15 protein-coding genes are annotated in these 12,386 nt (G+C 72.7%); 11 read left to right on the top strand and 4 right to left on the bottom strand.

Annotated features, from left to right (window positions below; all coding sequences use genetic code 11):
* Positions 1–942: HAD-IC family P-type ATPase (locus ABZ564_RS32300; RefSeq protein WP_360863011.1), on the top strand; the 942-nt coding region annotated here is incomplete at its 5' end.
* Between the two features lie 15 nt (positions 943–957).
* Here the strand turns inward: ABZ564_RS32300 and ABZ564_RS32295 are convergent.
* Both ABZ564_RS32295 and ABZ564_RS32290 read right to left on the bottom strand, forming a co-directional pair.
* On the bottom strand, positions 958–1,509 hold the full coding sequence (locus ABZ564_RS32295) for a GNAT family protein (protein ID WP_360863009.1): 552 nt from the start codon (positions 1,507–1,509) through the stop codon (positions 958–960).
* 79 nt (positions 1,510–1,588) lie between these two features.
* Entirely contained in the window at positions 1,589–2,218 is a 630-nt protein-coding gene (locus tag ABZ564_RS32290; protein WP_360863007.1) for a GNAT family protein, read from the bottom strand.
* Positions 2,219–2,498: 280 nt separating this feature from the next.
* Between ABZ564_RS32290 and ABZ564_RS32285 the strand changes: the two genes are divergently transcribed.
* The 7 genes from ABZ564_RS32285 (at position 2,499) to ABZ564_RS32255 (ending at position 7,920) form a co-directional block, all read left to right on the top strand.
* Complete coding sequence (locus tag ABZ564_RS32285; protein ID WP_360863005.1) at positions 2,499–3,050, top strand: hypothetical protein; 552 nt, start codon at positions 2,499–2,501, stop codon at positions 3,048–3,050.
* Complete coding sequence (locus tag ABZ564_RS32280) at positions 3,047–3,595, top strand: hypothetical protein (RefSeq protein WP_360863003.1); 549 nt, start codon at positions 3,047–3,049, stop codon at positions 3,593–3,595. The genes ABZ564_RS32285 and ABZ564_RS32280 overlap by 4 nt, the downstream gene beginning before the upstream one ends.
* 181 nt (positions 3,596–3,776) lie before the next feature.
* Positions 3,777–4,226 (top strand): hypothetical protein, encoded by a 450-nt coding sequence (locus ABZ564_RS32275; RefSeq protein ID WP_360863001.1) that lies wholly within the window; start codon positions 3,777–3,779, stop codon positions 4,224–4,226.
* On the top strand, positions 4,223–4,996 hold the full coding sequence (locus ABZ564_RS32270; RefSeq protein WP_360862999.1) for a hypothetical protein: 774 nt from the start codon (positions 4,223–4,225) through the stop codon (positions 4,994–4,996). Before ABZ564_RS32275 ends, ABZ564_RS32270 begins: the two co-directional genes overlap by 4 nt.
* Positions 4,997–5,032: 36 nt before the next feature.
* Positions 5,033–5,935: a transporter substrate-binding domain-containing protein gene (locus ABZ564_RS32265; protein WP_360862998.1), complete on the top strand. Its 903-nt coding sequence runs from the start codon at positions 5,033–5,035 to the stop codon at positions 5,933–5,935.
* A gap of 30 nt (positions 5,936–5,965) precedes the next feature.
* On the top strand, positions 5,966–6,613 hold the full coding sequence (locus ABZ564_RS32260) for a hypothetical protein (RefSeq protein ID WP_360862996.1): 648 nt from the start codon (positions 5,966–5,968) through the stop codon (positions 6,611–6,613).
* An 83-nt stretch (positions 6,614–6,696) separates the two neighbouring features.
* On the top strand, positions 6,697–7,920 hold the full coding sequence (locus tag ABZ564_RS32255) for a Cmx/CmrA family chloramphenicol efflux MFS transporter (RefSeq protein ID WP_360863013.1): 1,224 nt from the start codon (positions 6,697–6,699) through the stop codon (positions 7,918–7,920).
* Positions 7,921–7,929: 9 nt separating this feature from the next.
* Here ABZ564_RS32255 and ABZ564_RS32250 read toward each other — a convergent pair whose 3' ends face one another.
* Complete coding sequence (locus tag ABZ564_RS32250; RefSeq protein WP_360862994.1) at positions 7,930–8,205, bottom strand: DUF4031 domain-containing protein; 276 nt, start codon at positions 8,203–8,205, stop codon at positions 7,930–7,932.
* Positions 8,202–8,585 carry a hypothetical protein gene (locus ABZ564_RS32245; protein WP_360862992.1) on the bottom strand — a complete coding sequence of 128 codons (384 nt, stop codon included), beginning with the start codon at positions 8,583–8,585 and terminating at the stop codon, positions 8,202–8,204. Before ABZ564_RS32245 ends, ABZ564_RS32250 begins: the two co-directional genes overlap by 4 nt.
* Before the next feature lie 152 nt (positions 8,586–8,737).
* Here ABZ564_RS32245 and ABZ564_RS32240 point away from each other — a divergent pair, with 152 nt between their 5' ends.
* From ABZ564_RS32240 to ABZ564_RS32230, 3 genes are all read left to right on the top strand, one after another.
* Complete coding sequence (locus tag ABZ564_RS32240) at positions 8,738–9,658, top strand: MurR/RpiR family transcriptional regulator (RefSeq protein WP_360862991.1); 921 nt, start codon at positions 8,738–8,740, stop codon at positions 9,656–9,658.
* Between the two features lie 79 nt (positions 9,659–9,737).
* Positions 9,738–10,700 (top strand): N-acetylmuramic acid 6-phosphate etherase, encoded by a 963-nt coding sequence (gene murQ, locus ABZ564_RS32235; RefSeq protein WP_360862989.1) that lies wholly within the window; start codon positions 9,738–9,740, stop codon positions 10,698–10,700.
* A gap of 53 nt (positions 10,701–10,753) precedes the next feature.
* On the top strand, positions 10,754–12,292 hold the full coding sequence (locus tag ABZ564_RS32230; RefSeq protein WP_360862987.1) for a PTS transporter subunit EIIC: 1,539 nt from the start codon (positions 10,754–10,756) through the stop codon (positions 12,290–12,292).
* The last annotated feature ends 94 nt before the right edge of the window (positions 12,293–12,386 follow it).

Raw genomic sequence — 12,386 nt, 5'->3', positions numbered from 1 at the left:
ACCGTCGTCCTGGACAAGACCGGCACCGTCACCACCGGCCGCATGACCCTCCAGGCCGTCCACACCACCCCCACCACCACCGAGACCGACGCCCTGCGCCTCGCCGGAGCCCTCGAGAACGCCTCCGAACACCCCATCGCCCAAGCCGTCGCGACCGGAGCCACCGACCGCACCGGCACCCCCCTCCCCACCCCCGAGGACTTCACCAACCTCCCCGGCCTCGGCGTCCAGGGCCTCGTCGACGGCCACGCCGTCCTCGTCGGCCGCGAACAGCTGCTCGCCGAGTGGGAGATCCGTCTCCCGGCGGACCTGGCCGCCCGCAAGGCCGCGGCGGAGGCCGCCGGCCGGACGGCGATCGCGGTGGCCTGGGACGGCGAGGCGCGCGCGGTCCTCGAGGTGGCCGACGCGGTGAAGGACACCAGCGCGGAGGCGATCGGGCGGCTGCGCCGGCTCGGCCTCACCCCGATCCTGCTGACCGGCGACAACCGGGCGGTCGCGGAGTCGGTCGCGGCCGAGGTCGGGATCGACGAGGTGTACGCGGAGGTCATGCCGCAGGACAAGGTGGACGTCGTCAAGCGCCTCCAGGCAAAGGGCCGTTCGGTGGCGATGGTCGGTGACGGGGTGAACGACGCCGCCGCCCTCGCCCAGGCCGACCTGGGCCTGGCGATGGGAACCGGCACCGACGCCGCGATCGAGGCGAGCGACCTCACCCTGGTGCGCGGCGACCTCCGCGCGGCCCCGGACGCGATCCGCCTGGCCCGCCGGACGCTGGGCACGATCCGGACGAACCTGTTCTGGGCCTTCGCGTACAACGTGGCCGCGTTGCCGCTGGCCGCGGCGGGCCTGCTGAACCCGATGATCGCGGGCGCGGCGATGGCGTTCTCGTCGGTCTTCGTGGTCGGCAACTCACTGCGGCTGCGCGGGTTCCGGGGAGAGGCGTAGACCGTACGCCCGTGGTCAGCGCCGACGCTCCGCCCACTCCTCGTACAGCAGGCCGTAGTCCACCCGGTCGTACCAGCGGTCGCCGACGCGGACGGCGGAGCGCCGACGCCCTTCCTCGACGAACCCGGCACCCCGGAAGGCCCGCATGGCGCGCTCGTTGCCGCTCCAGGTGTCCAGCTCGACCCGCCGCATGCCGCACGCTCCGAACAGGTGCTCCAGCAGCAGCCGCAGGGCCTCGGAGCCGTACCCGCCTCCCCAGTGACCGCGTTCACCGATGACGATGCCCACCGTCGCCTGCCTCGCGAACGGCTCGACGTCCCGGTAGTCGGCGGTGCCGATGACCTGGCCGTCGGCCAGGTCCTCCACGGTGAAGGACCCTTCGGCACGCGGGTCCTGCCGGAGCCGCGCGTCGTGGAACCGCTCCAACGACTCGCGGGTGACGGGCCCGTAGTGCGGGTCTCCCCCGGCGGCCCAGTGCACGACCTCGGGGTCGTTGCGCCACCGCAGATGGGCGTCGAGATCCGAGGCGTGCAGGGCGCGTATCCGTACGAGTTTTCCCTCGATCATCCGGTGATCGTAGGGGAGAGGGGGCGGCGCACCACCGGGCGGCCGGGGCGGTCCGCCCCCGCCGGGCCCCCGCCCCACCTCAGCGAGCGACGGCACGACCCGCGATCCGCGCCTCCAGGCGCGCCCGCGCGCCCGGCCACTCCTCCGCCGTGATGGAGAAGATCGCCGAGTCCCGCAGCCGCCCCTCCTCCCCGGGCACCCAGGACGGGGACCAGTTCCGCAGGACGCCCTCGAAGCGCGCGCCCACCGACTCGATCGCGGCCCGCGACCGGCTGTTGCGCGCGTCGGTCTTCAGGTCCACCCGCGCGACGCCCCACACCTCGAACGCGTGCCGGAAGAGCAGGTACTTGGACTCGGTGTTCACCCCGGTGCCCTGGGCGGACGCGGCGAGCCAGGTGAAGCCGACCTCGATCGCGGTGAGGCTGTCCTCGTCCCTCCAGCAGCGCGGCTCCCAGTAGGCGGTGGCCCCGATGACCTGCCCGGAGGCCCGGTCCACCTGCACGTACGGCGCGAGCTTCCCCTCGGCCGCCCGCCCCAGCTGGACGTCGATATAACCCTCGACCTCCCCGGGCCCCGGCACCCACGTGTACCCGTACGAACTCCGGTTCTCCTGCCCTGCCCGCGACAGGCCCTCCGCATGCCGGTGTCCGAGCGGTTCCAGCCGCACCCGGGAACCTTCCAGAACCGGCCCTTCCAGCACGAAAGTCATCGCTCACCCATCCGGTCGGCAGTAAAGAGGTACGGGCCCGGGCCCGTGCGTAGGCTCCCAGAACCCCGGACCACGTGTCGCGCGAATATGGGCGCACGCCCGGGCCCGTCAGAGCCGGCCGAGCAGCCCACCGAACCCGACGGCCACAGCGCCCGATCCCGCACGAGCGCGCGAAAAACGCGTGCTTCCTCATCCCCCTCGGCAGTCACCCCACCCCACCACCGGCCGAACGCGTCCTCCCCCGGACCCCGTTGTCAGTCCGCCCGCCTACGCTCCCCTCATGACTTGGATCCACGACGCCTACGGGTTCCCGGGCCACGAGATCAACCTCGTCTTCGCCCGGGGCACCTCCCTGACCGCCCTCACCGCGGGCCTGCGGGAGAGGAATCGCGAACCGCTCGCCGAGGGCGAGGCGGGCGGGTGGGCCTGGGCGGTGCACGACATGGTCAACGAGGAGATCGAGGACTACGAGGACATCGACTACACGCGCGTCTGCCCGCCGGGGGCGGAGGTCGTGGTGCTCGTGACCGAGCCGTGCAGCGCCAAGGCGCACGGGCCGGCTTTCCACTACCTGCGTGACGGCAAGTGGACGCTCCACTTCAGCTTCGAGGACCTGGAGCAGCGCGTCGGCGACAACCCCGACCACATGTCGGCCGAGCTGCTCGCCGCGAACCTCATAGGTCCCGACGCGGAGTGCCGTGCGTGGGAGAACGATCCGGGTCACGACTGCGAGGAGCACGATTTCGACCGCGAGGAGCGGATCGTGAAGGCGATAGCCGCGTGCTTCGCCCTGCCGTCGCCGCCGCTCGCCCCGGAGGTGGTGGCGCCGTGAGCACGCTCCTCATCGCCCCGGACACGTTCGTCACCTACGCCAGGGGCGTCGACCTGCCCACGCTCACCGCGATCTACGCCGAGGCCGGCCTGCCCGCCCGTACGGCGGGCGCGGCGGACGGCTGGGTCTGGGTGACGCACGACGCGGCCACCAGCACCGGCGGCGTCGTGGCGGACCAGGCGGGTTACCTCACCGGGTTCCGCTACGAGGACCGGTTCGGGGAGCCCAACCCGGTGGAGACCGTGTTCCTGGCGTCCACCCCGGCCTGCGCGTGCCCGCACGGGCAGAACTACGGCGTCCCGCACTGCGAGGCGCACCCGTTCCACTTCATCCACAGCCGGCGCGGCTTCCCGACGACGTACTTCAACGTGGGGCGGCGCCGCGAGTCCCGCCGGAGCGGTGATCTGCTGGTACGGGAGCTGCTGGAGGCCGGAATCGTCGGCCGGGAGACCCCGCGTTACGAGGAGGAGCCGGGGTTCAACGCGGATGGTGCCGTGACGCTGCGGCTCATCGCCGACCACTTCGGGCTGCCCGCCACGGGCTGAACGCGACGCGGGCCGGGGGATGCGCGGCGTCCGTCGAGCGCCCCCGGCCCGGGGGATGCGCGGCGGGCCCGCGTACTGCCGCCGAACACGGGCCGCCCACCGGCCGTGACGGAATGACACCTACTCAATTACCCTTGGCATCAAGAGAGTTGGCAGACACCCCGAGCCCCCTGGAGCCACCGTGTCCCTCTTGATCGATCTGGCCGGCCAACTTGCCCCGCACTTCTCCTTCTTCGCCGCCCGCATGGCCGACGGGGTGATGCAGAGCACCGTGCAGCGGATCTCGGACCGGACCGTCGAGGCGAGTGAGGGTGCCTTCCGCAGCCTCGTCGGCCGGGACGCGCCGGCGGCCGGTGACGAAGCCGCGCTCACCCCGCAGACCGCCGACGACCTGGACCGCAGGCTCGGGGAGCTGACCGACGAGCAGCGGGCCCGGCTCGCCGCCGCCCTGCTCACCTGGCTCCGGAGCCCGCAGGACGACCGGCCCGGTCTCGTCGCTCTCGTGGCCGCCGGGCAGCCGCACCCCGCTCCGCCCGGCCCGGGCAACCACGTGGTGTCGCACGGGGACAACAACATGGTGATCGGCAGCGTCGGCACCTTCAACCAGTACCCGAGAGACGACCGGCCGTGAGTGAGCACTCCGGCGGCCCGGGCGGGCCCTCCAACCAGTCGATCGGTCACAACAACACGGTCGTCGGCCGGGCCGACACGCTGTTCCAGATCTTCTTCCAGCGGGCCTCCTTCGTCACGGGATGGCTGTTCCTCGTCCTGACCGTCGCGCTCGCCGGCTACGCCGGGTGGAACTGGCCCGGCGGCTCGCGCAAGCAGTACGTCGTCTTCTTCGCGTTCCTGCTCCTCGCCTTCCTCGCCGCCGTCGCCCACATCGCCGTACGCGGGCCCGAGCGCGGCCGGATCGCCGGAGCGGGCCGGGGCTCCCCGGACGCACGGCCCCGGCTGCCCGATCTGCTGCTCGTCGCCTCGCTCGTCTTCGCCCTGATCAGCTGGTGGTCGTTCCAGAACGTCGTGCGGAACGGCGAGGTGGCGACGGTGATCGAGGTGACCGGGGAGCAGCCGCTGACCGAGGCGCCCGGCAGTGTGCTCACGCTGACGCTGCCCCAGCCGGACCGTGCCGACCGGCGGGACCGGCTCCGGCTCACCCTGGAGATCGGGGAGAACGACCCGGACGCGCCGGCGTGCTCGCACAAGACGCGGGTCATCCTCACCGCGCTCACCGAGGGGGTCACCCCGCACCGGTCCGACCTGCCCGCCCGGTCCACCACCGACTTCGCCCTCGGCGACCTCGCCGGCCCGGCCGGAGCGGTGTTCGAGCTGCGGGTGCGGACCGACGAGGGCTGCACCCTGCGCCTGGCGGACTGGCAGGGCGTCCTGCACAACGACTGACGGACGGCGTACGACTCACAGGGAGCGAGGCAGGAAATGACAGGAGCAGCCCGGCGACGGGCGGTGACCGTCACGGCGGCCGCCACGGCGGCCGTTCTGTACGTGTCCACGACCGGCTGTGATTCCGAACCCTCGTCGATCCTCAGCGACCATACGGAGGTCGGGGCCAAGAGCGACCAGCCCGGCACGAGCTACTCGCCGCACGACGGGGAGTACAACGGCTTCGACATCACCGTCGTCGGCACGCTCATGAACATGCTCGGTTACGACACCCCGCGCTTCAGCGGGGTGCTGTCCAAGAACCGCGCCAAGCTGCTGCACGACGGCGACGTGCAGCTCGTGGCGGCGACCTTCTCGATCACCCCGACCCGCATGGCGCCGAAGGCCGAGGACGGCGAGGACCTCGACTTCGTCGGCCCGTACGCCTCCACCCAGCAGGGCTTCCTGATCCGCGCGGACGACAGGAGCATCCACACCCTGGCCGACCTCGAAGGCAAGGTCGTCTGCGTCTGGAAGGGCACGACGTCCGCCAACGAGCTCGGCAAACCGGCGCACGACAAGATCGTCAAGCGGACGGAGGAGGACGCGAACTACTGCGTGAACGCGCTCAAGGACAAGGAGGTCGACGCGGTCTCCACCGACCAGCTGATCCTGTACGGGTTCATGCACGCCAATCCCTCGCTCAAGGTGGTGCCCGGCATCAAGTTCGGGGAGCCCAACGACTACGGCATCGCCATGGCCAAGGGCCACCGCGAGGACTGCGTCCGGCTGCGCGACAAGCTCACGCAGTACGTCCGCCAGGCGACCTCCTGGGAACGCGACTTCCAGAACAGCCTTCCCGCCGTTCCCAAGGAGACCCGGGACGAGGCCAAACCCACCGAGGACGAGATCATGGCCCTGTCCTGCGTGGACCGTCCGGGCGAGAGCCCCGCCGACTGACCCGCGCCGCGCGCACCCCCTGGAGTCGCCATGACCGACAGTTCGCAGAGTCTCCGCACCCGCTGGCAGGACGCCCTCCTCGCCGCCAGGGGCGATGCGGAGGGGCCCGATCCGCTTCTGTACGCCGATCATCTGCTGGCCCGCTGGGCCGAGCCGCAGCGCAAGTACCACACGACCGCGCACCTCGCGGCGGTGCTCGACCGGATCGACACGCTCGCCGGTCATGCCGCCGACGCGGACGCCGTACGCCTCGCGGCCTGGTTCCACGACGCGGTCTACCGGCCCGACCGGTCGGAGAACGAGGAGCGCAGCGCCGCCCTCGCCGAGCGGGCGCTGCCGGAGGCGGGCGTGCCCGGCGCGGTCACCCGGGAGGTCGCCCGGCTCGTCCGGCTCACCGTCACGCACGACCCGGCCGCCGGCGACACCAACGGCGAGGTGCTGTGCGACGCGGACCTGGCGATCCTGGCGGCGCCGCCGAAGGAGTACGGGGAGTACGCGGCCCAGGTCCGCGAGGAGTACGGCTTCGTGCCGGAGGAGGCGTTCCGGGAGGGCCGGGCGGCGGTCCTGCGGCAGCTCCTCGGACTGCCGAGGCTGTTCCGTACGCCCTACGGGACGGCCGAGTGGGAACCGAGGGCGCGGCAGAACCTGCTGACCGAACTGGAACTCCTCACGCGCTGACGCGCGGCCGGTGGGGAATGCGTCGCCGCCGCCCCGCGTTGGGGCCTGTTATGCCTGAATCAGCCGCGCGCGGCCGCTCCCGTATGCCCTTGGCCGTCTACATCCTCGGCCTCTCGGTCTTCGCCCTGGGCACGAGCGAGTTCATGCTCTCCGGGCTGCTCCCGCCGATCGCCGACGACATGGACGTGTCGATCCCGCGCGCCGGGCTCCTCATATCCGCCTTCGCGATCGGCATGGTGGTCGGCGCCCCGCTGCTCGCCGTGGCGACGCTCCGGCTGCCGCGCCGGACCACGCTCATCGCGCTGATCTCGGTCTTCGGCCTCGGCCAGGTCGCGGGCGCGCTGGCGCCGACGTACGAGGTGCTGTTCGCGTCCCGCGTGGTCAGCGCGTTCGCGTGCGCGGGTTTCTGGGCCGTCGGGGCGGCCGTCGCCATCGCGATGGTGCCGGTGAACGCGCGGGCCCGCGCCATGGCCGTGATGATCGGCGGGCTGTCCATCGCCAACGTGCTGGGCGTGCCGCTCGGGGCGTTCCTCGGGGAGAACCTGGGCTGGCGGTCCGCGTTCTGGGCGGTCGGCGCGGCCTCGGCGGTGGCCCTGGTGGGGGTGTCCACGCTGATCCCCAGAATCCCGCTCCCGGACGAGAAGCCGCAGCTCGGGCGCGAGATGGGCATCTACCGCGACCGGCAGGTGCAGCTGGCCGTCGTGATCACCGCGCTCGCGGCGGGCGGGGTGTTCTGCGCGTTCAGCTATCTCGCGCCGCTGCTGACGGACGTCGCCGGGCTGGACTCCGGCTGGGTGCCGGCCGTGCTGGCGCTGTTCGGCGGGGGCGCCCTGGTCGGTACGACGATCGGCGGCCGGGTCGCGGACGCGCACCTCTTCGGGGTGCTGCTGAGCGGGATCGCGGCGTCGACGGTGTTCCTGGCGGCGCTGGCGCTGTTCGCGTCGAACCAGGCGGCCGTGATCACGCTGTCGTTCCTGCTGGGGCTGTCGGCGTTCTACACGGCCCCGGCGCTCAACGCCCGGATGTTCAACGTGGCGGGCGCCGCCCCGACGCTGGCGGGGGCGACGACGACCGCCGCGTTCAACCTGGGCAACACCGGCGGTCCCTGGCTGGGCGGCACGGTGATCGACGCGGACCTCGGCTTCGAGGCGACCGCCTGGGCGGGGGCGGCGATGACGGTGGCGGCGCTGGTGGCCGTGGTGTTCTCGCTGCGGCTCCAGCGCTCGCGCGCCTCGGCGTCCCGGCTGGTGGCGCAGGGGGCGCCCAAGGGCGCGCCGGTGGAGTCCGCGGACTGCGCGACCGGCTGAGACGGCGGGCTACGCCCCGGGCGCCGGCCGCCCCTTGGGGCGGCGCAGCCCGGCCTCGGTCAGGCGCCGGACCAGCTCCTTCGAGCCCACCTCCCGCGCCCCCGCCCGAACGGCGTCCTCGTACCGGGCGGCCGGGATGTCGTAGTGGTCCCGCTCGAAGGCGCGCTCCGGGGCGCCGATGGAGGCCGCGAAGGCGTGCAGCTCCTCGAATGAGACATCGCTCACCAGGTGCGACCAGAGCCGCCCGTGGCCGGGCCAGGTCGGCGGGTCGATGTAGAGCGTCACGGCCGGAGTATCCCGCTCAGGGCGCCGACCGGGGCGACCGCCACCGCGGCCTTGGCGCAGACCCAGTGCGGGTGCGGGCCGAGCTCGGGCTCGACGTCCAGGGCGTGCGGGTCGCCCGCGTCACAGACCGGGCACAGCGGCCAGCGGCCGTACCGTTCGAGGAGCGCGTCCTGCACGTCCTGGGCGATGAGGCCCACGACGAACTCGGCGCCCTCCGGCCACTGCTCCACCCACCAGCGGCGGTGCGTCACGGCGTCCTCGACCATCGAGACGATCTGCGCCTCGGCGACGTGCCCGGCGGCGAGGTCGGCCATGACGAGGGCGCGGGCGGTGTGCAGCGCCTGCTCCAGGCGGTCCGGCTCCGGTGGCTTCTGCTCCATGCAGCCATTGTCCACCCGTCCGGTGCGAAGCCCCGCGATGCGGCACCCCCAAAGATCCCCGATATGAGACCCCGATGTGACGTCAACGGCTTCTGTCACAGGTCACACCAAAGGGGGTTGACGCCCAAAGGGGTTGAAAATATCTTTCAAAGGTGACCAATGCCCTGAAGGAAAGTTTCAACCCGGACTCGCCGCCGGCCCCGGCCGCGCTGGCCGCCAAGGTGCGGACGCTGGCGCCGTCGATGACGCGCTCCATGCAGCGCGTCGCCGAGGCCGTCGCCGGTGACCCGGCCGGCTGCGCCGCCCTGACGGTCACCGGCCTCGCCGAGCTCACGGGCACCAGCGAGGCCACCGTGGTCCGCACCGCCCGCCTCCTCGGCTACCCGGGCTACCGCGACCTGCGCCTCGCGCTCGCCGGTCTCGCCGCCCACCAGGAGTCCGGCCGGGCCCCCGCCGTCACCGCGGACATAGCGGTGGACGACCCGATCGCCGACGTGGTCGCCAAGCTGGCCTACGACGAGCAGCAGACCCTGGCCGACACGGCCGCCGGGCTCGACACCGTACAGCTCGGCGCCGCCGTCGCCGCGGCCGCCACCGCCCGCCGGATCGACATCTACGGGGTGGGCGCGTCCTCCCTCGTCGGCCAGGACCTGGCCCAGAAGCTGGCCCGGATCGGCCTGATCGCCCACTCCCACACGGACCCGCACCTCGCGGTGACCAACGCCGTGCAGCTGCGCCCCGGTGACATGGCCATCGCGATCACGCACTCCGGCTCGACGGTCGACGTCATAGAGCCGCTGCGCGTCGCCTTCGACCGGGGCGCGACGACGGTCGCGATCACCGGCCGCCCCGACGGCCCGGTCACGCAGTACGCGGACCACGTCCTGACCACGTCCACGGCCCGCGAGAGCGAGCTGCGCCCGGCCGCCATGTCGAGCCGCACCAGCCAGCTCCTGGTCGTCGACTGCCTGTTCATAGGGGTCGCGCAGCGTACGTACGAGACGGCCGCCCCGGCCCTCGCCGCCTCCTACGAGGCGCTGGCCCACCGGCACACCCCGCGCACCACCCGCTGACCCGCCGCCCGGACCCTTCCGGCGGCACCCGCACCCGCACCCGCCCCGCAAGCCGTACGAGAAAGCAGAGCCGCTCTCCATGACCTCCCTCACCGACGCCGACGCCACCCCCGACGGCTACGGCGAGCTGCGCGCCCAGCTCGCGACCCTCACCACCGAGGCGTTCCGCCCGGAGCTCGCCGAGATCGACCGGCTGGCCACCGAGGAGATAGCCCGGATCATGAACGGCGAGGACCGCACCGTGCCCGCCGCGGTCGCCGACCGGCTGCCCGAGATATCCGCCGCGATCGACGCCATCGCCGAGCGCATGGCGCGGGGCGGCCGGCTGATCTACGCGGGCGCGGGCACCGCGGGCCGGCTCGGCGTGCTGGACGCCAGCGAGTGCCCGCCCACCTTCAACACCGACCCGGCCGACGTGATCGGCCTCATCGCGGGCGGCCCGTCCGCCATGGTCACCGCGGTGGAGGGGGCGGAGGACAGCAAGGAGCTGGCCGCCGCCGACCTCGAGGCGCTGGAGCTCACCGCCGACGACACGGTGGTCGGCATCTCCGCCTCCGGCCGCACGCCGTACGCGATCGGCGCCGTCGAGCACGCCCGTGCGAAGGGCGCCCTGACCCTCGGCCTGTCGTGCAACGCGGACTCCGCGCTGGGCGCCGCCGCCGAGCACCCCCTCGAAGTGGTCGTCGGCCCCGAGCTGCTGACCGGCTCCACCCGCCTCAAGGCGGGCACGGCGCAGAAGCTCGTCCTCAACATGATCTCGACGATCACGATGATCCGGCTCGGCAAGACGTACGGGAACCTCATGGTCGACGTGCGGGCTTCCAACGAGAAGCTGCGGGCCCGCTCCCGGCGCATCGTCGCGCTGGCCACCGGCGCGTCCGACGCGGAGATCGAGACGGCGCTCGCCGCCACCGACGGCGAGGTGAAGAACGCCATCCTGACCATCCTCGGCCAGGTCGACGGCCCCACCGCCGCCGCGCTGCTGTCCGAGTCGGACGGCCACCTCCGCGCCGCGCTCGCCGCGGCTTCCCGCACCGCCTAGGGCCTCCCGCCCACCGCACCACCCCTCCCCCGCACAGCAAGGCACCACGCACCATGGCTACAGAAGACAAGAACCGCGCCACTGCCGCCGCGATCCTTCCCCTCGTCGGTGGCGCCACGAACGTCAGCTCCATCGCCCACTGCATGACCCGGCTCCGGCTCGGGCTGCACGACCGTTCCCTCGTCCAGGACGAGGCGCTGAAGGCCGTCCCCGCGGTCATGGGCGTGGTCGAGGACGACACGTACCAGATCGTGCTCGGTCCCGGCACGGTCGCCCGCGTCACCCCGGAGTTCGAGAAGCTCGTCGAGGAGGGGAAGGACGAGGCCCCGGCTCCGGCCGAGGCCCCGTCCGCCGCCCCGTCCGCCACCCCGCTCACGGCGGAGGAGCTGGCCGCGCAGGGCGCCGAGATGAGGGCGGCCCGCAAGGCGAAGAACGCGACGCCGTTCAAGCTGTTCCTGCGCAAGATCGCGAACATCTTCGTGCCGCTGATCCCGGCCCTGATCGGCTGCGGCATCATCGCCGGGCTCAACGGCCTGCTGGTCAACCTCGGCTGGCTGACGTCGGTCACCCCGGCGCTCGCGGCGATGGCGTCCGGCTTCATGGCGCTGATCGCGGTCTTCGTCGGCTACAACACGGCGAAGGAGTTCGGCGGCACGCCGATCCTGGGCGGTGCGGTCGCGGCGATCATCGTCTACCCGGGCGTCGCGAACATCGAGGCGTTCGGCCAGAAGCTCTCCCCCGGCCAGGGCGGCGTGCTCGGCGCCCTGGGCGCGGCGGTGCTCGCGGTGTACGTGGAGAAGTGGTGCCGCCGCTGGGTGCCCGAGGCGCTGGACGTGCTGGTCACCCCGACGCTGACGGTCCTGATCTCGGGCCTGGTCACGATCTTCGGCCTGATGTACGTGGCGGGCGAGGTCTCCACCGCGATCGGTGACTTCGCCAACTGGCTGCTGTCCAACGGCGGCGCGGGCGCGGGTCTGGTCCTGGGCGGCTTCTTCCTCCCGCTGGTCATGCTGGGCCTGCACCAGGCGCTGATCCCGATCCACACCACGCTGATCGAGCAGCAGGGCTACACGGTCCTGCTCCCGATCCTCGCCATGGCCGGAGCCGGCCAGGTCGGCGCCGCCATCGCGACGTACTTCCGCCTCCCGCGCAACGAGTCGATCCGCAAGACCATCAAGTCCGCCCTGCCCGCCGGGTTCCTGGGCGTCGGCGAGCCGCTGATCTACGGTGTCTCGCTGCCGCTGGGCCGCCCGTTCATCACGGCGTGCGTGGGCGGCGCGTTCGGCGGCGCGTTCGTCGGCTTCTTCAACCAGCTCGGCGACACGGTCGGTTCCACCGCGATCGGCCCGTCCGGCTGGGCCCTGTTCCCCCTGCTCGACGGCAACCACGGCCTGGGCGCGACGATCGCGATCTACGCGGGCGGCCTGGCCGTCGGCTACCTCGCGGGCTTCCTCGCCACGTACTTCTTCGGCTTCAGCAAGGAGCTGCTGGCGGAGTTCAACGTGAGCCAGGAGGAGACCCCCGCCACGGTGGCCGCGACCCCGGCCCCGGCCCCGGCGTCCGAGACGGCGAAGGAGCCTGCGGCGGTCTGACCCGTACGCACGACGAAGCGGCGGCACATCTTCAACCTCTGCGACCGCGTCGCCTGCCTCGTCCAGGGCGAGAAACTCGTCGAAGGCACCGCGT

Source organism: Streptomyces sp. NPDC019224, assembly GCF_040632605.1.
Taxonomy (GTDB): domain Bacteria; phylum Actinomycetota; class Actinomycetes; order Streptomycetales; family Streptomycetaceae; genus Streptomyces.
The sequence above is the reverse complement of the archived record's forward strand: the minus strand, read 5'-3'. Positions and strand labels throughout refer to the sequence as shown.

Coding starts and splice junctions, on each gene's coding strand:
- ABZ564_RS32295 (WP_360863009.1), bottom strand. CDS start 1,509: ATGATCGAGGGAAAACTCGTACGGATACGCGCCCTGCACGCCTCGGAT.
- ABZ564_RS32290 (WP_360863007.1), bottom strand. CDS start 2,218: ATGACTTTCGTGCTGGAAGGGCCGGTTCTGGAAGGTTCCCGGGTGCGG.
- ABZ564_RS32285 (WP_360863005.1), top strand. CDS start 2,499: ATGACTTGGATCCACGACGCCTACGGGTTCCCGGGCCACGAGATCAAC.
- ABZ564_RS32265 (WP_360862998.1), top strand. CDS start 5,033: ATGACAGGAGCAGCCCGGCGACGGGCGGTGACCGTCACGGCGGCCGCC.
- ABZ564_RS32260 (WP_360862996.1), top strand. CDS start 5,966: ATGACCGACAGTTCGCAGAGTCTCCGCACCCGCTGGCAGGACGCCCTC.
- ABZ564_RS32255 (WP_360863013.1), top strand. CDS start 6,697: ATGCCCTTGGCCGTCTACATCCTCGGCCTCTCGGTCTTCGCCCTGGGC.
- ABZ564_RS32245 (WP_360862992.1), bottom strand. CDS start 8,585: ATGGAGCAGAAGCCACCGGAGCCGGACCGCCTGGAGCAGGCGCTGCAC.
- murQ (WP_360862989.1), top strand. CDS start 9,738: ATGACCTCCCTCACCGACGCCGACGCCACCCCCGACGGCTACGGCGAG.
- ABZ564_RS32230 (WP_360862987.1), top strand. CDS start 10,754: ATGGCTACAGAAGACAAGAACCGCGCCACTGCCGCCGCGATCCTTCCC.